Here is a 19,692-nt window from a genome sequence, read left to right as displayed (position 1 = left end):
AGATGGATCAGTGCTCGTCGGCGAGCGCGCCCTGCACGTAGCTGGCGCTGAGCACCGTGAAGACGTATGCCTGGAGGCAGATCACCAGGAACTCGAGGAAGGTGAGCGCGATGGTCATCACCCAGGACAGCACCGAGACCGGGGCCAGCCAGGCGTTGGCGCTGAGCATCGCGAACCCGCCGAGCGTGAAGACCAGCAGGAGCATGTGGCCGGCGAACATGTTCGCGAAGAGACGGACGGCCAGCGAGAACGGCCGGACCAGGAAGGTCGAGAAGAGCTCGATCGGGATCAGCAGCGGCAGGATGTACCACGGTGCCGGCGGGATCAGGGAGTTCTTGAAGTACTTCACGAAGCCGTGGTGCCGGATGCCGATGTAGTTGAACAGCAGGTAGCTGATCAGGGCCAGGAAGGCCGGGAACGCGATGTGCGAGTTCGGCGAGATCTGGAAGAACGGCAGGATCGCGAAGAAGTTCGTCAGCAGGACGAAGCAGAACAGCGTGGTGAAGTACGGCGCGAACCGCACCCCCGCGTGCCCGATCATGTCGACGGCGATGTTGTTCCGCACGAAGCCGTAGATCGACTCGGCGAGCCACTGCTTCTTCGTCGGCACGAGCTGCGGCTTCCGGTACGTGACCAGGAAGAAGATGATCAGGATGCCGACGGCGATCCAGACCATGGCCGTGATCTTGGTGAACCAGTACGAGTCGTGCGCACCCCAGGGGAGGATGCTGGGCAGGTAGAAGTCCTCCACGCTGGGTGGGAATGCTGCCTCGCCCTGTGCCAGGACGTTCGCCTGTCCGAACACCGCGTCCCTTCCTAAGTAGGCGTGCCGAGTCGGCGGACGACCAGGATGATCCCCCCGGCCATGCCGAGCACGACGCCGATCCCGGTGGCGATGCCGCCGGTGTCGAGCCACTGGTCGACCAGCCAGCCGATGAAACCCCAGACGAGCATGCCCCCGATGAGGTATGAGAGCGCGGTCCAACCCTGGCCGGCACCGGTCGGAGTGTCGTCCGGGCCGCCGCTGGGTCGAGGAGTTTGGTCACCAGCCATGACGGGGCGAACGATATCAGTCGGGAATACGAGGCTGTGCCTCACCCCCCGCACAACCGTAGTTGTGTGGGCATCGGGCGGGCAGTTCGTCTGTTGGCACGCTACTCCCCTTCCGCCACCGAGAGAATGACCGGTGTCGGACACATTCGCGCGTCGTACCGAGAAGTGGGACGGTGGGGGGTCAGCCCCTGGTCCGGCGCGAGTGGACGGTGCTGAGCCACCAGATGTGCGCGCCGGTCCAGACCACCACGCCGGCGCCGATCCCGAGGCAGAGCGGGATCAGCCCGGCCCAGCCCGTCGACGCGACCGCCACCATCACGCCCCCCAGGAGGGTGAACTTGGCGGCGTAGAGGCCGAGCCCGAACGGCAGCACGAGCTGCGGGTTCCGGGCGTCCGCCCAGGCCAGCACCACGGTGGTGAGGCTGTAGCTGACCACGGTGACGGCCACCCCGGCGGCCACGCCGAGCGCCGCGTCGGCGCCGCCGAGGACACCACCGGCCACCGCGCCGAGCGCCGCCACCACGGCGGAGGCCGCCAGCAGCACCGGCAGGTGGCGCAGCCGCCAGCCGCGGTCCTGCACCGCGTGCGCCGCGTCCACCCCGCGCTCAGCCACGGGGGTACGCCGGGAAGGCGGCGACCAGCTCGGCGACCTCGCCGGCGATCCCGGCGAGGGTGTCGGCGCCGCCGGGGGCGCCGGGGTCGGTGCGCACCGCGCGGGCGACCAGCGCCGCGACCTGGCGCAGCTCCGGCTCCCGCATGCCCTGGGTGGTGACGCTCGGGGTGCCCACCCGGACACCGGAGGCGACCATCGGCTTCTGCGGGTCGTACGGGATCGCGTTCTTGTTCAGGGTGATGCCGGCGGCCTCGCAGCGCGCCTCGGCCTCCGCGCCGGTCACCCCGACCTCGCGCAGGTCGACCAGGGCGAGGTGGGTGTCGGTGCCGCCGGAGACCGGCCGCATCCCCTCCGCGGCGAGCCCGGCGGCGAGCGCCCGGGCGTTGTCCACCACCTGGGCGGCGTACGCGCGGAACTCGGGCTGGGCGGCCTCGCGCAGGGCGACCGCCTTGGCCGCGACGGCGTGCATCAGCGGCCCGCCCTGGGTGAACGGGAAGACCGCCTTGTCGACCCGCTGGGCCAGCGGCTCCCGGCTGAGGATCATGCCGCCGCGCGGCCCGCGCAGCACCTTGTGGGTGGTGGCGCAGACGACGTCGGCGTACGGCACCGGGGACGGCACGGCACCGCCGGCGACCAGGCCGATGAAGTGCGCGGCGTCCACCATCAGGTACGCGCCCACCTCGTCGGCGATCTCCCGGAACCGGGCGAAGTCGATCAGCCGGGGGTACGCGGTCGCCCCACAGATGATCATCTTCGGCCGGTGGGCGAGGGCCAGGTCACGCACCTCGTCGTAGTCGATCAGCTCGGTGTCCGGGCGGACCCGGTAGCCGACCGTGGCGAACCACTTGCCGGAGAAGTTCACCCGGCTGCCGTGGGTCAGGTGCCCGCCGTGCGGCAGGTCCATCGCCAGCACGGTGTCCCCCGGCTGCACCAGGGCGGCGTACGCGGCCAGGTTGGCGCTCGCGCCGGAGTGCGGCTGGAGGTTGGCGTGCTCGGCCCCGAACAGCTCCTTCGCCCGGGCGACGCCGATCTCCTCGGCCCGGTCCACCTCGGCGCAGCCGCCGTAGTAGCGCCGGCCCGGGTACCCCTCGGCGTACTTGTTGGTCAGCGTCGAGCCCAGCGCGGCCAGCACCGCCGGTGAGGTCAGGTTCTCGCTGGCGATCAGTTGCAGGCCGCCGCGCAGCCGGTCCAGCTCGCCGAGCACCACCCCGGCGATCTCCGGGTCGGTGGCGCTGAGCTGCTCGAAGTCCGGCCCCCAGAAGGTGCTCCTCGCGTTCTCCACAACGCAGGAGTCTATGGGGCCGCACACTGGAGGCCGTGAGATGCCTCGTCACCGGTGCGACCGGGTACATCGGCGGACGGCTCGCGCCCCGGCTGCTGGCGGAGGGGCACACCGTGCGCTGCCTGGCCCGCCGGGCCGGCCGGCTGCGCGACGTGCCGTGGGCGGCGCGGGCCGAGATCGCCGAGGGCGACCTGCGGAAACCGGAGACCCTGCCGGCCGCGCTCGCCGGCGTGGACGTCGCGTACTACCTGGTGCACTCGCTCGGCCAGGCCGGCTTCGAGGCGGCCGACCGGGAGGCGGCGGCCCACTTCGCCGACGCGGCCCGCGTCGCGGGCGTACGCCGGATCGTCTACCTAAGCGGGCCGGAACCGAGGGCCGACGGCGGCGTCCCGTCGCCGCACCTGCGGTCCCGGGCGGAGGTGGCGCGGATCCTGCTGGCCGGCGGGGTGCCCACGGCGGTGCTCCGGGCGGCGGTGATCATCGGGTCCGGCTCGGCGTCGTTCGAGATGCTGCGCCATCTCACCGAGCGGCTGCCGGCGATGGTGACCCCGCGCTGGGTGCGCAACCGGATCCAGCCGATCGCCGTCCGGGACGTGCTGCGCTACCTGGTCGGCTGCGCCACGCTGCCGCCGGAGGTGAACCGGGCCTTCGACATCGGCGGCCCGGACGTGCTCACCTTCGAGGACATGATGCAGCGCTACGCCCGGGTGGCCGGGCTGCCCCGGCGGCTCGTCCTGCCGGTGCGCCCGCTGACCCCGTCGCTCTCCTCGTACTGGGTCGGGCTGATCACGCCGGTGCCGAACGCCATCGCCCGGCCGCTGGTGGAGAGCCTGGTCCAGGAGGCCGTGACCCACGAGCACGACATCGCGGCGTACGTGGCCGACCCGCCGGGCGGGCTGACCGGCTTCGACGAGGCCGTCAGGCTGGCGCTGGCGAAGGTCCGCGACGCCGAGGTGGAGACCCGGTGGTCGACCGCGAGCGGGCCGGACGCCCCGGCCGAGCCGCTGCCCAGCGACCCGCGGTGGTCCGGCGGCACGGTCTACACCGACGTACGGCAGCGGGCCGTGGCCGCCCCGCCGGACGCGCTGTGGCGGGTGATCGAGGGCATCGGCGGCGAGCACGGCTGGTACTCGTTCCCGCTGGCCTGGTCGGCGCGCGGCTGGCTGGACCGGCTGATCGGCGGGGTGGGGCTGCGCCGGGGCCGGCGCGACCCGCACCGCCTCCGGGTCGGCGAGGCGCTGGACTTCTGGCGGGTCGAGGAGGTCCTCCCGGGCAAGCTGCTGCGGCTGCGCGCCGAAATGCGGCTGCCCGGCCGGGCCTGGCTGGAGATGCGCGTCGAGCCCGGCGAGGCCGGCGCGAGCAGCTACGTCCAGCGCGCGGTCTTCCTCCCGAGGGGCCTGGCCGGCCACGCCTACTGGGGCGCGGTCTTCCCGTTCCACGCGATCGTCTTCGGCGGCATGGCCCGCAACATCGCCCACCACGCCGAACACCCCCACCCCCACCCCTGACCCACCACCCACCCACCACCCACCCACCCGCCCCTGACCCACCCGCACCGCGTCGATCATGGAGCCGTGGTGCCCGTTTCACCCGTCATGCGGCTTGTGCGGGGCGCCACGGCTCCATGATCGCGGGGGTCAGTTGCCGGTGCGGGCGCCCGTGACGCGGAGGGCGACCGACTCGCCGGGCGGGACGAAGTCGCGGACCGGCTCGCCGCGCAACGCGTCGTAGAGGACCGTGCCGACCACGTCGACCAGGCGGGCCTGGACCGCCGCGCCCACCGCGTCGCGCGGATCGTCGGGGTTCGCCGCGATCGAGGCGACGGCGAGCTGCGGGGTGAAGGCCACGACGGTCTCCGTCCCGTTCCCGTCCGAGCTGCCGGTCTTGCCGGCCACCGGCCGGCCCAGGTCGGCGCGCAGGTCGGAGGCGGTGCCGCCGGAGCAGCGTTGGTACATCGACTGGTCGCCGACCGGGCAGCGGGCGGCGTCCGCCGCGCCCCGGGCCACGTCGACGTCGAGCACCTGCCGGCAGTCCGGGCCACCGGCGGTGGCCGGCCGGCCACCGCTGTCGGTGATCGACAACACCGGCGTGGGCGCGCACCACCGGCCCTCCGCAGCCACCGCCGCGTACGCCCCGGCCAGGTCGAGCGGGGTGGTGGCGGTAACCCCCAGGGTGAACGGCCCCCAGTCCCGCGCGCCGTACCGGGCCAGCCGGGCGTCGTCCTCGGCGCGGAACCGGATGCCGAGCCGCTCGGCCATCTCCACCACCCGGTCCGCGCCGACCCGTTCGGTCAACCAGGCGAAGTAGGTGTTGACCGACCGGCCGAAGGCGTCCCACATGGTCCGGTAGCCGTCCATCCCGAGCGGGTCGGCGTTCACCGGGCACCACCGGCCGCCGCAGTTGGCCGAGCCGCCGCCGACCTCGAAGCGGGTGACGATGCGGGCCGGCGCGTCGAATCCGGTGTCCAGCGGCAGGCCGGCCTCCAGCGCGGCGAGCATGGTGAACATCTTGAACGTCGAGCCGGCCTGGTAGCCGACGATCGTCCCACCACCGGCGACGAGCTGGTTCACCGTGTTCGGGCGGTTCGTCCAGCCCGCCGGGTTGTCGGCCATGCTGTAGTTCCGGTTGACCGCCAGGGCCAGGACCCGGCCGGTGCCCGGCTGCACCACGGCGGTCGGCGCGACGCGGCGGTCGTCGACGTCGTACACCTTCCGCACCTGCGCGCTGGCGGTCTGCTGGACGGCCGGGTCGAACGAGGTGACGATCCGGAAGCCGCCCCGGCGCAGGGTGCGCTGCCGCTCGTCGACGGTGGCGCCGAAGGCCGGCTGCTCGTTCCACCAACTGGTGAACCAGTCGCAGAAGAAGCCCCAGTCGGCGTGCTCCTCCGGGACGGCCGTGCAGTCGTTCGGCGTCGTGCTGGGCTTCAGCAGCAGCGGCTCGGCCTTCGCCGCCGCGGCCACGTCGGGCGCGACCTGGCCGGTCTCGACCAGCCGGTCCAGCACGTACGCCCGGCGGAGCAACGCCGCGTCGGCGTCGCCGTTGATCGGGTCGTCGGTGTTCGGCGAGCGGACCAGCCCGGCGAGCAGGGCGGCCTCGGCCAGCGTGAGCGCCGCCGGCTGCTTGGAGAAGTACCGCTTGCTGGCGGCGGCCACCCCGTACGCCCCGGCGCCGAAGTAGGCGATGTTGAGGTAGCCGGCGAGGATCTGGTCCTTGCTCAGCTTTCGTTCCAGCGCCAGGGCGTACCGCATCTCCTTGAGCTTGCGGGAGACGGTGATCTCGGTGGCCTTGGCCCGCTGCTCCTCGGTGAGCGCCGGGTCGCCGGCCAGCACGTTGCGGACGTACTGCATGGTCAGCGTGGACGCGCCCTGCCGGGTGCCGTCACGCTGGTTGGCGGTGAACGCCCGGACCACGCCGCGCGCGTCGACGCCCGGGTGCTGGTAGAAGCGGACGTCCTCGGCGGCGACGATGGCCTGGCGCATCACCGGCGCCACCCGGCTCAGCGGCACGTCCACCCGGTCCTCGGTGTAGAACGAGGTGATCAGGGTGGTGCCGTCGTTGGCGTAGAGGGTGGAACGCTGGGCCGTGGGCGGCGTGCTCAGCGACGCGGGCAGCTCGGGCCAGGGCTCGGTGAGCCCCCGCACGCCGATCCCGAGGACCAGGGCGGCCGGCAGGGCGGCCACGGCCAGCGCCAGTCCGGCGAGCAGCCCGGCAATCACGATGGTCATCAGCTTGTCGAGACGACGAACCCGGATCATCAGCTCTCCCCGCAGGAGCCGGTCAGCGTGCGGACTCGTTCAGAATGACCTGGAACCCACCAGGCACCCCCGCTTTTCCCCAAAGGGGGACGAGTTTCGCGAGAAAGACACGCGACGCGCCGCGGGACGCGCGGGACGACCGGCCGGCCGCGCGGGACGGCCGGCCCGGCCGGGACCGGGCGGCGGTACAGGGTGGCCGGGCGTCAGGGCAGCAGGACGGCGGCCAGCGGGTGGACGGTCTCCTCGATCTCGTCGGCCACCCGGCTGAAGCACTGGTCGCCCCGCCCCCACGGGTCGTCGAGGTCGTCGGTGTGCAGCGGGGACGCGCCCTGCCGGGCCGCGTGCACGGCGGCGACCAGGGCCACCCCGCGCGTGTACACCGCGTCCGGGCTGGCCTCGGCGGCCGGCAGCGCGGCGGCGTCCACCGCCGCCAACAGCCGGCCGAACTCGCCGAGCACGAAGGTGCGGGCGGCGGCGTCGGGGCGCAGCGCCACCACGTACTCCTGCTGGTCGGCGGTGGCGGTGAGGACCAGGTCGGCGGCGTCGATCTGGTCGGAGCGCAGCTTGCGGGCGGCGAAGCCGGCCGCGGCACCGCCCCGGGAGACCACCTGCCGGGCGGCCGGCGGGTTCATCTCCTCCCCCGCGTGCCAGCCGCCGGTGCCGGCGCTGTGGCTGTGCAGCAGCCCGTCCGCGCCGGCCAGGTCGGCGCCGCGCCGGGTCAGCCGCTCGCGGACGGCCAGCGCCAGCAGCCGCTCCGCCATCGGCGAGCGACAGATGTTGCCCATGCAGACGTGCAGGACGGTGAACGGCGGCACTCAGCCCACCCGGCTCTCGACGATGTCGGGCACGACGTCCCGCAGCTTCTCGAACGGGATCGCCCCGGCGCGCAGCACCCGGGGCACGTCGCCGGTGAGGTCGACGATGGTGCTCGGCACCGGATCCGGGCAGGGCCCCGCCTCCAGGTACGCCCGGACGGTGTAGCCGAGCTGCTCCCGGGCCGCCTCGGCGGTGACCGCCGCCGGCTGACCGACCTTGTTGGCCGACACCACCGCCATCGGGCCGGTCTCCCGCAGCACCTCCAGGGCCGCCGGATGCAGCGGCATCCGCACGGCGACCCTGCCGCTGTCGTCGCCCAGGTCCCACGACAGGCTCGGCGAGTGCTCCACCACGATGGTCAGCGCGCCCGGCCAGAACGCCTCGACCAGGTCGCGGGCCGACCGGGGCAGCGTGAAGACCAGCCCGTCGAGGGTGTGCCGGGACCCGATCAGCACCGGCGGGGCCTGCCGGCTGCCACCCTTGGCGTCCGAGAGCGCCTTCACCGCGTACGGCGTGAAGGCGTCGGCGCCGATCCCGTAGACCGTGTCCGTCGGCAGGACGACCAGCTCGCCGTTCTTGACAGCCTCGATGGCAGCGGCGATGCCGCGGTCCCGGTCGGCGGGCGACCGGCAGTCGTAGAGCATCACGAGGAGCCAGTCTGCCACGCCCGGGCCCCGCCGGCCTCCTCGGCGTGACCAGGTCCCACGGGCACGGCCTCCCGGCGGCGGCGGGCGGTGGCGAACCGGGCCCGCCCGGCCAGGTCCCGATGCTCCTCGACCGCCTCGTACCGGCCGTCGGCGGCGAGCAGCGCCGGCACCACCGCCCCGTGCGTGTCGTCGTGCTCGACCCCGAGCACCCCGCCGGGGCGCAGCAGCTCGGCGGCCCGGGCGAGCACCGGCCGGATCACGTCCAGCCCGTCCGCCCCGCCGAAGACCGCCTCGTCGGGGTCGTGCGCCGCCACCTCCGGCGGGACGAGCACCGCGCGCGGCACGTACGGCGGGTTGCACAGCAGCACGTCCACCCGCCCGGTGAGCCCGGACAGCAGCTCCGGGTCGGTGACGTCGGCGGCCACCACCTCGACCGGCCGGTCCCCGGCGGCGACCCGGTCGGCGGCGTTGCGGCGCAGCCAGGCCAGCGCGGCCGGCGACCGCTCCACCGCCACCACCCGGGCGGCGGGAGCCTCCTGGGCGACCGCCAGCGCGATCGCCCCCGAGCCGCTGCACAGGTCGACCACCAGCGGCCCGCCGAGGGCGGCCTCGGCCGCAGCGTCCCCCTCGGCAGCCCCGGCGGCCGGCGGCTCGGCCCGCGCGGCGGTACCGGCCGCCGGTGACTCGGCGCACCCCGGCTCGGCGGGCGACGGGGCACCCCCGGGCCGAAGCCGGGCCTGGTCGACGCCCCAGCCGGCCAACAGCTCGGTCTCCGGTCTGGGCACGAAGACGCCCGGCCCGACCGCCAGCTCCAGGTGCCGGAAGCCGGCGCTGCCGGTGAGGTGCTGCAACGGCTCCCGGGCCGCCCGCCGGGCGACCAGGGCGGCGTACCGGTCGAGCTGGCCGGCGGTGAGGCCGGCGGCCAGCGCCAGCCGCCCCCGGGGTACGCCCAGCACGTGCGCGGCGAGCAGCTCGGCCTCGGCGCGGGCCGCCTCGACGCCCGCCGCGGCGAGGGTCCGCGCGGCGCGGGCCACCGCCACCGAGGGCCGAAGCCGTTCTGACCCTTCGGACGGGTGTTGCGGGAGGAAGGTCACGACATAATCATGAAGCGTCGCCGGAACGCACCACGAGCTGGTGCGTCGGCGCACACCGACAGGGAGGTCGCGGGTGGGCTGGCTCGACCGGGTCAACGACCAGGTTGACGTCCTCACCCGGGCCCGCGACCTGCAGGAGGTGGACCGCTCCGCCGAGGCGTGCGTACTGCTCGACGGGGTGGTCCACAGCACCGCCAACCCATACGCCCGGGCGGACGCGCTGGTGCAGCGCCTCTCCGCGTTGATCAATCTCGGTCGCACCGCCGAGTTCACCCGGGCCATCGAGGAGGCGTCCAACGCCGTCCGGGACCTGCCCGAGCCCTACCTGCACGGGCACGTCAACGCCCTGGCCGCGCTCGCCGCCCACCACCAGGGGGCGCTCGACCGGTGCGTCACCCACCTGGTCAAGGCGGCGCGGGCGCTCGGCGCGGTGGACGACCCGGACCGGGACACCGCGTGGGGCTGGCACGACCTGGCGATGGCCTACTCGTACCTGAGCTTCCACGGGTACGCCCTCGGTGCCATCGAACGCGCCCGCCAGCTCGGGGTCGCCGCCGGCATCCCCGAGGAGACCTTCGCCGCCCCCGGGATCCGGCTGCGCAACGCGGTGGCCCTCGACCACAACGGCGACAGCGACGGCTGTCTGCGGGTGCTCCGGGACGTCGCCTCCGACCTGGGCCGGTTCCTGCGCGGCGAGCGGGCCGGCCAGCTTCGGCCGAGCAGCCTCGCCGCGTACGGCTACGCCGCCGCCCGGCGGGCCGCGCTGGGCGACCGGGTGGAGACCGGCACCGACGCGGACCCGACCCGGCTGCTCGCCCACGGCGGGGACAGCGCCCGGGCCCGCGACCTGCGTCAGCTCGGCCAGGTGTGCCTGGCCGTCGCGGCCGGCAACCCGATCGAGGCGGTCACCCGGCTGGACAACGCCCGGGTCTCCCACGAGACCCTCGGCGCGGCCGAGCCGGCGCGGCTGCGCAGCATCGCGTACGCGCGGGCCGGCGACCACCCGGCGGCGCACCGGGCCGACCGGCACGCGTTCCGGCTCGCCGCGCAGCGCAACGACCGGCTGCGGGACGTCTACATCGATGGCATCGCCGCCCGGATCGACCACGAGGAGATGCGCCGCGAGGCCGCCCGGTACGAGGGCGAGGCGCTCACCGACCCGCTGACCGGGCTGCCCAACCGGCGCCGGCTGGAGCGCTACATCGCGGCGGTGGTGGCCCGCGGCGAACGGGTGGTGATCGGCGTCTGCGACCTGGACGGCTTCAAGGCGGTCAACACCCGGCACGGCCACCACTCCGGCGACCTGGTCCTCCAGCGCGTCGCCGGGGTGATCAACCGGGTGATGCGCCGGGGTGACTTCGTGGCCCGCTACGGCGGCGACGAGTTCGTGGTGGTGCTGTCGGGCGCCGGCATGGCCGAGGCGGCCGAGGTGGCCCGCCGGATCGAGGCGGCGGTGCGCACGGAGGACTGGGAGTCCCTGGTGCCCGGCGCCCCGGTCGGGGTCAGCATCGGCTTCGCCGAGGTCACCGGCTCCGGCCCGGGTCTGCGCGACGCGCTCGGCACGGCGTTCGAGACCGCCGACCGGGAGATGCTCGCCGCAAAGACCCGCCCCCGCGCCTCCTGACCCTCTCCCGGGGTCGGTCAGCGGCGGGTCAGCTCGGTGTCGCCGGCCAGCCGGGCGGCGCGGTCGGCCTCGGCGAGGGCGTCCAGCACGCCGTCCAGCTCACCGGCGAGGGTCAGGTCGAGGTTGTACGCCGTGTAGCCGATCCGGTGGTCGGTGATCCGGTTCTGCGGGAAGTTGTACGTGCGGATCCGCTCCGAACGGTCCATCGTGCGCACCTGTGCCTTGCGGGCGTCCGAGGCGGCGGCGTCGGCCTGCTCCTGGGCGGCGGCCAGCAGCCGGGCCCGCAGGATGCGCATCGCCTGCTCCCGGTTCTGGAGCTGGGACTTCTCGTTCTGACAGGAGACCACGATCCCGGTCGGCACGTGGGTGATCCGCACCGCCGAGTCGGTGGTGTTAACCGACTGCCCACCCGGCCCGGACGAGCGGAACACGTCGATCCGCAGGTCGTTCGAGTCGATGACGACGTCCACGTCCTCGGCCTCGGGCAGCACCAGGACGCCGGCGGCACTGGTGTGGATCCGCCCCTGCGACTCGGTGACCGGGACGCGCTGCACCCGGTGCACGCCGCCCTCCCACTTGAGCCGGGACCAGACCCCGTTGCCGCCCTCCGGGACACCCTTGGTCTTGATCGCCAGCGAGACGTCCTTCACCCCGCCCAGGTCGGAGTCCTGCGCGTCGAGCACCTCGGTGAGCCAGCCGCGCCGCTCGGCGTAGCGGGTGTACATGCGCAGCAGGTCACCGGCGAACAGGGCGGACTCCTCGCCGCCCTCGCCGGCCTTGATCTCGACGATCACGTCCTTGGCGTCGTGCGGGTCGCGCGGGATCAGCAGTTCGGCGAGGCGTTGCTCCAGCGCCGGCAGGGTGGCCGCGATCGACTCCGCCTCGGTGGCGAAGGACGGGTCCTCGGCGGCCAGCTCCTTCGCGGCGACCAGGTCGGCGCGGGCCTGCTCCAGTTCCCCGGCCGCCTTGCGCAGCGGGACCAGCTCGGCGTACCGGCGGCCGACCCGGCGGGCGGTGCCCTGGTCGGCGTGGATGGCCGGGTCCGCGAGGCGCTTCTCCAGCTCGGCGTACTCGTCGAGGAGGGCGGCCAGCCGTTCGCTGCTCATGCTCGGGGTGCTCCTTCGACGACGAGGACCGGCCGGGGACGGTCGGCCGGACAGACGGGGGCGATACGGACAGCGCCCGCGCCCGGCAGGAAGCCGGACGCGGGCGCCGAACGGGAGCTACTTGGCCTTCTTGGCCTGAACCTTGGCGTACTTCTGCTGGAACTTGGCGACCCGGCCGGCCGTGTCGAGGACGCGCTGCTTACCGGTGTAGAACGGGTGGCAGGCGCTGCAGGTCTCGACGTGGATGGAACCGCCCTTGGCGGTGCTGCGGGTCGTGAAGGTGCTGCCGCAGGAGCAGCTGACCTCGGTGGTCGTGTACTCCGGGTGGATGTTGGACTTCATGTCGCCTCGGTCCTTTCGTGGGTGGTCGCCGGGTCGCCGTGCGGCCCCGACGCGTGGTGCGCGCCGGGCTCGGGCGTGAACCGGAACCGGTGGCCGACTGACCAGTGTGCCATGGGCGTGAGCCGGTCCCTCAGGCGGGCCGCACAGCAGGTCCGGCTTCGTCAACGTGCCGGTATCCTGCCGCATTCCCGCCCCGCCGCCCCGCAGTCCGGCGCCGGCGGGCCCTTGGCGCGACACCCCCGCGGAGGGGAACCCCGCCCGCGGCCGGTCGCCGCCGGGGAGCGGGCGGCGGGCGGGTGCGGCCGGGCGTACGGTGGGCTGGTGTCCGATTCGCCCCAGGAACCGCCCGGGACGGGGGTTCCGCCCCGACTGGTCGCCACCCGGGGGCTGCCCGCCTCGGGCAAGACCACCTTCGCCCGCACCCTGCAACCGTCGGTGGTCCGGGTGAACCGGGACGACCTGCGCCGGATGCTGCACGGCGAGCGGCTCTTCACCCAGTGGGCGGAGGCCCAGGTGACCCGGGCCCAGCGGGCCCAGGTGGAGGCGCTGCTGCGGGGCCGGGTGAGCGTGTGCGTGGACGACACCAACCTGCGGGCCCGGACGCTGCGGGACTGGGCCCGGCTGGCCGCCGACTGCGGGGCCGGCTTCGAGGTGCACGACTTCACCGACGTACCCCTCGACGAGTGCCTGCGCCGGGACGCCGCGCGGCCGGCGGTCGACCGGGTGGGCGAGGCGGCGATCCGCCGGCTGCACGACCGCTTCCTGGCGAACCGCCCCCTGCCGCTGCCGGTCCCCGAGGTCACCCCCGGCGCCCCGGCGCGCCGGGGCGGCGCGCCGGCCGAGCCCCCGGAGATCGTCCTGGTAGACCTCGACGGGACGGTGGCGCTGCACGTCTCCCGCAGCCCGTACGACATGACCCGGGTGGCCGAGGACGTGCCGAACGAGGCGGTGGTCGCGGCGGTCCGGGCGATGCACGCCGCCGGGTACGGGGTGGTCTTCTGCTCCGGCCGGGACGCCTCCGCCCGGGCCGACACGGTCGCCTGGCTGGCCCGCCACGTGCGGGTGCCCTACCTGGCGCTGCACCTGCGGGCCGTCGGCGACGCCCGCCGGGACTCCGTGGTCAAGCAGGAGATCTACGAACGCGAGATCGAGGGCCGCTACCGGGTGGTCGGCGTCTTCGACGACCGGATGCAGGTGGTCCGGATGTGGCGCTCCCTCGGGCTCACCGTCTTCCAGGTCGCCGAGGGCGACTTCTGAGCCGTCCTCCAGGTCGCGCGCGGGGAGGCCCCTGCCGGCCGGCAGGGGCCTCCCGTACGGCTCAGGCGGCGGGACGCTGGGCGGCGGCGGCCCGGGTGAGGGTGACGGTGGCCTCGGCGCGGACGCCGTTGACCGTCACCGCGAGCCGGACCGTCGCGCCCGGACGCAGCGCCGTCAGCTCGCCCGTGGCCGGGTCGAACCGGGCCACGTGCCAGGGCCGCAGCCCGCCGGCCGGTCCGACGTGGACGCTCGGCGAGGCGGACCAGTCCGCGCTGACCGGGGCGGCCACCGGCACGACCCGCCCGCTCGGCTGGGTGAGCGTCGCGGTGACCCGGGCCGGGGTGCCCACCGGCACCGTCTCCGGCGCGGTCAGCGCGAGCCGGTCGACGTGGGCGTGGAACTCGGCGGACACCCAGCGGGGGCCCTCGGCGAGCGGGTCGCGGCGGGCCCGCTCGGCCTCGGCCGGGGTGACCGGGTCGACGCCGAACTCCGTCCAGCCGGTGAAGCCGCCGAGCTGCGCCGGAGTGGACGGGTCCTTGCCCGCGTTGCCGTTGACCACGTACGGCACCCCGTCGACCCGGTCGGCGTGGAACGTGCCGACGTGGCCGTTGACCACGAGCGCGCCCTTGCCGGTGCGGTGCTGGAAGTCGGCGAGCCACTGCTCGACCAGCGCCGCCTCCTTGCGGTCGCCGAGCTGGCTGGCCTTGGCCGGGCTGGGGTCGCGCGGCGGGTGGTGGAACAGCACGGCCACCGAGCCGACGCTGGCGTCGGCGGCGGCCCGGTCGAGGGTGGCGCGCAGCAGCTCGACCTGGCCGAAACCGCTGCCCCGCAGCGACCCGGCGGACGTGTTCAGCGTGACGAACCGGGTGCCGGCGTGGTCGAAGACCCGGGAGGTGGCCCCGAACGCGGCGGTGAAGTTGCCGATCGGGGCGCCCATGATCTCGTGGTTGCCGGGGACGTAGTAGTAGGGCAGCTCGCCGCCCAACTCCTCGTCGAGGATCCGCCTCGCCAGGGCGAAGTCCGCCGGGTACGCGGTGTCCACGAAGTCCCCGTTGATCACCAGGAAGTCCGGCTTGGCGGCCCGGACCTCGCGCAGCGTGCGGCGGGCCTGGGCGACCAGCTCGCTGTCCGGGGCGGCGGCGACGAACTGGGCGTCGGACATCACCGCGAAGCGCCAGGGCGCCCCGTCGACGGTGCCGTCGCGCAGCACCACCCGGTCGGTGCGCGGCGTCTCGGCCGGCACGTCGAGGGTCGGCGGCACCTTGGCCACCAGGTCGTCGACGACGATCTCACTGGTGTACTGGGCGGCGGCGTTGGTCTCCGCCACGTAGAACCGGCGCACCCGCACGGGGTACTGCACGCCGGCCGGAACGGCGAACTCGACGTACCGCCAGCCGGTCCAGGTGATCAGCGGTCCGCGCAGCACGTGCTGGGTGTCCTGGGCGTCGTGCAGGTGCAGGCTGGGCCACTCCCCCGTGCCGTTGCCGTTGATCCACATGCCGAACGCCTGCGGCTGGCCGGGCACCTCGATCCAGGCCGGCGGGTCGGCGTACGCGGCCCGGGTGCCGGTGGACTGGCTGAAGTCGTACGACATCCTCAGGCCGGTGCCGGTGTGGCCCGGCGCCGGGGCGACGGAGCCGCTGGCCCGGGCCTGGCTGAACTTCCAGGACGCCGCGTCGTCGAAGGTGGCCACCGGGACGTCGGTGAGCCCGACGGTGACCGGCAGCACGGTGGTCCAGGCCCCGACGCGCACGGTGACCAGGGCGGAGCCGCTGTCGGCGACCGCCTTCACCGAGAGGTTGCCGTCCTCGGTGGGGGTGACGTCGAGCAGGCTCCGGTCGTAGTCGAGCCGCAGGTCGGCGGGCTCGATCGGGGCGGTGTTGCCCTCGGCGTCGTAGCCGACGACGCCGAACAGGGCGGCGTCGCCGGCCCGGTTCAGGCCGACCCGGTCGGTCGTGGCGTCGATCCGGGCCAGCGGGCCGAGCACCGTGAGGTCGAGCCGGCCGCTGGCCCCGCCCCGCCAGGCGGTGACGGTGCTGCGGCCGGGCACCCCGGCCCGGAAGACCCCGTCGCCGGTGACCTTCCCGTGCGCGGCCGGGTTCGCCCGCCACGCCGGGGCACCGGCCGCCGGGCCGTACGTCTCGTCGTGGCCGGTGGCGGTGAGCCGGCGGGTGAGGCCGGGGAAGACCCGGTCGGGCCGGCCGCCCCGGACCGGGGCGACTCCTGGCGCGGCGGTGGGGTCGCTGGTGGTGCGCAGCCAGTAGCCGGTGAGCCGGCCGCTGCCCTTCGGCGCGTAGATGGCCAGGCCGTTGGGCACGGCGCGCTCGGCGCCGTCGGACGGGCTGTTCGCCACCTCGACGGTCGCCTCGCCGGGGCGGCGGGCCAGCAGGGTCGAGGAGCCGCCGCCGTCGAGGTTGAGCGCGGTCCACGCGCCCAGCTCGGCCATCATCCGGCCCATCTCGGTCTGGGTGACGCCCCGGCTGTCCACCTGCCGGCCGTCCACGGTGAGCATGATCATGCGCTTGCCGTCGGCGGTGAAGCCGACCGCGGTGCGCGGCGCCAGGGAGGCGTCGGCGATGCTCTGCACCGCCCCGTCGCGGACCAGCACGTTGCCGCCGCCGACCGCCGCGCGCAGGGTGCCGTCGTCGGAGGCCTTCGGCCGGTACGCCACGCTCACCGGGTCGCCCGGCCGCAGGCCGGCGAGGGCGTCCGCGCCGGTGTCCCGGCCGAGCAGCACGGTGGTGCCGGCGGGGATCGGGCCGGCGCCCGCCGCCGTGGTCACCGTCGCGACCCGCCCGTCGACCACGGTCACCTCGGCGACGCGCTGCGCCACCGCCACCGCACGTTCCCGGGGGTACGTTCCCCAGAGCGGGGTGAACAGGCCGATCCCGTTCGTCTGCACCATGTTGTTGAACTGGGTCAGCGGCACCGGGCCGGTGGGCAGGGTGGCGGTGCCGTCGAAGTTCACCTGGATCACCCGGCCGAGGCCGTCGGCGCTGATCGCGACGGCGTTGGGGTGCCCGGCGACGGGCGACTGGACCAGTTCCCCGCCGCGTACCCCGATCCCCTGGGCCGCCCCGGAGTTGTTGATGTCGAAGAAGTCGCCGTTGACGGCGGCGACGGCCCGGGACCGGTCCACCGCGCCGCGCAGCGGCTCGGCCTTCGCCACCTCGCCGGAGTTGACGTAGTCCACGGTGACCCCGCCGGTGAGGTCGGCGGTCAGCGCGTCGGCGCGCAACCAGCCGTCGGCGTCGTACCGGTCGAAGGAGGTCAGGTCGAGGCCGGGGGCGACCGGCCGGACGGTCTTGACGGTCTCCAGGCCGCCGGCCGGCTCGACGCCGCTGGCGGCGCGGGTGGCGGCGCTGGCCGCAGCCGGGTCACCGGCGAGCGCGACCGCGTCGGCGGGGGCGGACGAGGCGCGGGGGGCGTCCTCGGCGGCGGTCTCGGCGGCCGGGGCCGGGGGCGGTCCGGCCGTGGCCGGCGCGGGGCCGGTCAGGGTGAGTAGCGGCGTCAGCAGCAGGACGCCGGCGAGGTGAGCGGATCGACTGCGGGTGCGCATGGACGCCAGTCAACCCGACGGTGAACAGAAGTTTCAATACCCAACGGCTTAACCGAAGGAAAACTTCACGCCCCGGCAGGCCCGGCGACCTGCCCCGACGACGCGGAAGGGCACGGCCGCGAGCGGCCGTGCCCTTCCGTCAGTCCCCGCCGGTCACTCTCCCGGCGTGGACTTCGCGATCTGCATCAGGAACTCGATGTTGGTCCGGGACTGCTTGAGCCGGTCCAGCAGCAGGTCCAGCGCCGCCTGCGAGTCCAGCGAGTGCAGGACCTTGCGGAGCTTGTGGATGATGGCCAGCTCCTCCGGCGCGAGCAGGATCTCCTCCTTGCGGGTGCCGGACGGGTGGATGTCGATGGCCGGGAAGGTCCGCTTGTCGGCGATCTTCCGGTCCAGCTTCAGCTCCGCGTTGCCGGTGCCCTTGAACTCCTCGAAGATGACCGTGTCCGCCATGGAACCGGTCTCCACCAGCGCGGTGGCGAGGATGGTCAGCGAGCCGCCGTTCTCGATGTTGCGGGCCGCACCCAGGAACCGCTTCGGCGGGTAGAGCGCGGTGGAGTCGATACCACCCGACATGATCCGGCCCGAGGCCGGCGCCGCCAGGTTGTACGACCGACCGAGCCGGGTCACGGAGTCGAGCAGCACGACCACGTCGTGCCCCAACTCGACCAGCCGCTTCGCCCGCTCGATCGCCAGCTCCGCCACCGTCGTGTGGTCCTGCGGCGGACGGTCGAACGTGGCCGCGATGACCTCGCCCTTCACCGACCGCTGCATGTCGGTGACCTCTTCGGGCCGCTCGTCCACCAGCACCACCATCAGGTGACACTCCGGATTGTTGTGCGTGATCGCGTTCGCGATCGCCTGGAGCACCATCGTCTTGCCCGCCTTCGGCGGCGACACGATCAGCGCCCGCTGGCCCTTGCCGAGCGGCATGACCAGGTCGATGACCCGGGTCGTCAGGATGTGCGGCTCGGTCTCCAACCGCAACCGCTCCTGCGGGTACAGCGGAGTCAGCTTGTAGAACTCCGGCCGGCGCTTCGCCTCGTCCGGCTCCATCCCGTTGATGGTGTCCAGCCGCACCAGCGGGTTGTACTTGTCCCGCCGCTGCTCGCCGTCCCGCGCCGCGCGCACGGCACCGGTGATCGCGTCACCGCGCCGCAGGCCGTACTTCTTGATCTGGGACATCGAGACGTACACGTCGTTCGGGCCGGCCAGGTAGCCGGTGGTCCGGACGAAGGCGTAGTTGTCGAGCACGTCGATGATGCCGGCGACCGGGACGAGGACGTCGTCCTCGCTCACCTGCGGCTCGCGGCCACCGCCACCGCCACCAGCGCCGCCGCCGTCCTCGCCGCGCTCACCGCGGCCCCGACGACGGTCCCGGAAGCGACTGCGCCGGCCCCGCCGGCCGCCGTTCTCGTCGTCGTCGTCGTTGTCCCGATCGGCGCGCGGGCCCCGGTCGTTACGGTCGTTGCGGTCGCTCCGGTCGTTGCGCTCACCGCGCTCGGCCCGGTCGCCGCGGTCGTTGCGGTCGCCCCGCTCGCCACGCTCGGCCCGCTCGTTGCGGTCGCCGCGCTCGGTCCGCTCGCCGCGCTCGGTCCGCTCGCCACGCTCGGTCCGCTCGGCCCGGTCGACACGCTCGGCCCGGTCGGTCCGCTCGGCACGCTCAGTCCGCTCGGCACGCTCAGTCCGCTCGGCACGCTCGGCCCGCTCGGTCCGTTCAGTCCGCTCGGCCTGATCCCGGCCGCCCCGGCCCTCACCGCGCTCCCGGCGGCCCTCGCCACGCTCGGCGGGTTCGGTGCCGGTCGCGGCCGGCGGCTCCTCGGCGCGAGGCTCGGCCGGCCGGGTCTCCGCCTCGGCGGCCCGGGACTCGGCGACGGCGGCGGCCCGGCTGCGCCGGGTCCTGGTCCGGCCCTCGGTAGGCGCGGCAGCAGCCGGCTCCGCCGGGGCCCGGTTCTGGTCGCCGGACGGGGAGACCTCCGCGTGCACCTCCTCACGAGTGGGGGCAGCAGCAGCCGCGACCTCGGCCCGCGGTCGAGGGGTCCCGGCGCCGGCACCGCCCTGCCGCTCGGTGATCGCGCTGATCAGCTCGCCCTTACGCATGCGAGCCGTGCCGGAGATGCCGAGCGACGCGGCCAGGCTCTGCAACTCCGGCAGCAGCATCGCCGACAGGCCGGTGCCGCTGCGCCGACGGCGAACGGGGGCGGCGGCGGTGGCATCGCCAGCGACGTTGGAAACATCCGACGTCACGTCGGTGGTGTCGCTCAATGGATTCCTTCCCTCGATAGGCCGGGACTGCCCGGAGTCGACAAGCAGGTGGCCGGGCGGCCTCGGTGCACCCGCCTCGCATGACGCGTCGCGGGAGACTGTGACACAGCAGCCGGTCGGTTTCCCGACTCACCAACATCGGTGAGCAGGTCTCGCCGTCTGCGGCGACCTGCGGAAACTGCGGTGCGGCGTGGGCCTTTGGCAGGGGAGACGGGCTGACCGCCGAGAGCTTCGGGGGTGCGCCGACCCGCAGGGAGATCGCATGCTTCGCGGCTGTGCTAA

The 19,692-nt window shown here is 74.4% G+C and carries 15 protein-coding genes; 3 read left to right on the top strand and 12 right to left on the bottom strand.

Annotation, left to right across the window (positions count from 1 at the left end; all coding sequences use genetic code 11):
* Positions 1–7 precede the first annotated feature (7 nt).
* The 4 genes from atpB to glyA all read right to left on the bottom strand — a co-directional run bounded on the left by atpB (position 8) and on the right by glyA (position 2,948).
* The gene (atpB, locus tag OOK41_RS08320) at positions 8–805 is read right to left on the bottom strand and encodes a F0F1 ATP synthase subunit A (RefSeq protein ID WP_117665577.1); all 798 of its coding nucleotides are present in this window, start codon (positions 803–805) and stop codon (positions 8–10) included.
* A gap of 11 nt (positions 806–816) precedes the next feature.
* Positions 817–1,053: an AtpZ/AtpI family protein gene (locus OOK41_RS08315; protein ID WP_117665629.1), complete on the bottom strand. Its 237-nt coding sequence runs from the start codon at positions 1,051–1,053 to the stop codon at positions 817–819.
* Positions 1,054–1,234: 181 nt separating this feature from the next.
* The gene (locus OOK41_RS08310; protein WP_266263700.1) at positions 1,235–1,666 is read right to left on the bottom strand and encodes a hypothetical protein; all 432 of its coding nucleotides are present in this window, start codon (positions 1,664–1,666) and stop codon (positions 1,235–1,237) included.
* On the bottom strand, positions 1,659–2,948 hold the full coding sequence (glyA, locus tag OOK41_RS08305; RefSeq protein WP_207892609.1) for a serine hydroxymethyltransferase: 1,290 nt from the start codon (positions 2,946–2,948) through the stop codon (positions 1,659–1,661). The genes OOK41_RS08310 and glyA overlap by 8 nt, the downstream gene beginning before the upstream one ends.
* Before the next feature lie 35 nt (positions 2,949–2,983).
* Here glyA and OOK41_RS08300 point away from each other — a divergent pair, with 35 nt between their 5' ends.
* Positions 2,984–4,456 (top strand): SDR family oxidoreductase, encoded by a 1,473-nt coding sequence (locus OOK41_RS08300; protein WP_266263697.1) that lies wholly within the window; start codon positions 2,984–2,986, stop codon positions 4,454–4,456.
* Between the two features lie 129 nt (positions 4,457–4,585).
* Here OOK41_RS08300 and OOK41_RS08295 read toward each other — a convergent pair whose 3' ends face one another.
* The 4 genes from OOK41_RS08295 to OOK41_RS08280 form a co-directional block, all read right to left on the bottom strand.
* Positions 4,586–6,703 carry a transglycosylase domain-containing protein gene (locus OOK41_RS08295; RefSeq protein WP_266263695.1) on the bottom strand — a complete coding sequence of 706 codons (2,118 nt, stop codon included), beginning with the start codon at positions 6,701–6,703 and terminating at the stop codon, positions 4,586–4,588.
* Between the two features lie 203 nt (positions 6,704–6,906).
* The gene (locus OOK41_RS08290; RefSeq protein ID WP_117665567.1) at positions 6,907–7,518 is read right to left on the bottom strand and encodes a phosphotyrosine protein phosphatase; all 612 of its coding nucleotides are present in this window, start codon (positions 7,516–7,518) and stop codon (positions 6,907–6,909) included.
* Complete coding sequence (locus tag OOK41_RS08285; protein ID WP_266267754.1) at positions 7,519–8,163, bottom strand: L-threonylcarbamoyladenylate synthase; 645 nt, start codon at positions 8,161–8,163, stop codon at positions 7,519–7,521.
* The gene (locus OOK41_RS08280) at positions 8,163–9,260 is read right to left on the bottom strand and encodes a HemK/PrmC family methyltransferase (RefSeq protein WP_266263693.1); all 1,098 of its coding nucleotides are present in this window, start codon (positions 9,258–9,260) and stop codon (positions 8,163–8,165) included. Before OOK41_RS08280 ends, OOK41_RS08285 begins: the two co-directional genes overlap by 1 nt.
* Positions 9,261–9,333: 73 nt before the next feature.
* On the opposite strand from OOK41_RS08280, the gene OOK41_RS08275 reads away from it, so the two are divergent.
* Positions 9,334–10,884: a GGDEF domain-containing protein gene (locus OOK41_RS08275; RefSeq protein WP_266263691.1), complete on the top strand. Its 1,551-nt coding sequence runs from the start codon at positions 9,334–9,336 to the stop codon at positions 10,882–10,884.
* 17 nt (positions 10,885–10,901) lie between these two features.
* On the opposite strand, the gene prfA is transcribed toward OOK41_RS08275, so the two are convergent.
* Together prfA and rpmE are read right to left on the bottom strand one after the other, a co-directional pair.
* Positions 10,902–11,990 (bottom strand): peptide chain release factor 1, encoded by a 1,089-nt coding sequence (prfA, locus tag OOK41_RS08270; RefSeq protein ID WP_117665561.1) that lies wholly within the window; start codon positions 11,988–11,990, stop codon positions 10,902–10,904.
* A 117-nt stretch (positions 11,991–12,107) separates the two neighbouring features.
* Positions 12,108–12,332 (bottom strand): 50S ribosomal protein L31, encoded by a 225-nt coding sequence (rpmE, locus tag OOK41_RS08265; protein WP_117665559.1) that lies wholly within the window; start codon positions 12,330–12,332, stop codon positions 12,108–12,110.
* Between the two features lie 321 nt (positions 12,333–12,653).
* On the opposite strand from rpmE, the gene OOK41_RS08260 reads away from it, so the two are divergent.
* A complete protein-coding gene (locus OOK41_RS08260; RefSeq protein ID WP_117665557.1) occupies positions 12,654–13,589 on the top strand; it encodes an AAA family ATPase in 936 nt (311 codons plus the stop codon).
* A gap of 61 nt (positions 13,590–13,650) precedes the next feature.
* Here OOK41_RS08260 and OOK41_RS08255 read toward each other — a convergent pair whose 3' ends face one another.
* The gene (locus OOK41_RS08255) at positions 13,651–17,148 is read right to left on the bottom strand and encodes a phosphodiester glycosidase family protein (protein ID WP_266263686.1); all 3,498 of its coding nucleotides are present in this window, start codon (positions 17,146–17,148) and stop codon (positions 13,651–13,653) included.
* A gap of 153 nt (positions 17,149–17,301) precedes the next feature.
* Positions 17,302–19,410, bottom strand: a complete 2,109-nt coding sequence (rho, locus tag OOK41_RS08250) for a transcription termination factor Rho (protein WP_266263684.1) — start codon at positions 19,408–19,410, stop codon at positions 17,302–17,304.
* Positions 19,411–19,692 lie beyond the last annotated feature (282 nt).

Origin of the sequence: Micromonospora sp. NBC_01655 (assembly GCF_026339755.1) — a bacterium.
Classification (GTDB): Bacteria; Actinomycetota; Actinomycetes; order Mycobacteriales; family Micromonosporaceae; genus Micromonospora.
Note: the sequence above shows the minus strand (reverse complement) of the source record. Positions and strands in the feature narration are given on the sequence as shown.

Bases quoted from the DNA above. Each gene is read 5' to 3' on its own strand.
- OOK41_RS08315 (WP_117665629.1), bottom strand. From the start codon at position 1,053: ATGGCTGGTGACCAAACTCCTCGACCCAGCGGCGGCCCGGACGACACT.
- OOK41_RS08295 (WP_266263695.1), bottom strand. From the start codon at position 6,703: ATGATCCGGGTTCGTCGTCTCGACAAGCTGATGACCATCGTGATTGCC.
- OOK41_RS08285 (WP_266267754.1), bottom strand. From the start codon at position 8,163: ATGCTCTACGACTGCCGGTCGCCCGCCGACCGGGACCGCGGCATCGCC.
- prfA (WP_117665561.1), bottom strand. From the start codon at position 11,990: ATGAGCAGCGAACGGCTGGCCGCCCTCCTCGACGAGTACGCCGAGCTG.
- rpmE (WP_117665559.1), bottom strand. From the start codon at position 12,332: ATGAAGTCCAACATCCACCCGGAGTACACGACCACCGAGGTCAGCTGC.
- OOK41_RS08255 (WP_266263686.1), bottom strand. From the start codon at position 17,148: ATGCGCACCCGCAGTCGATCCGCTCACCTCGCCGGCGTCCTGCTGCTG.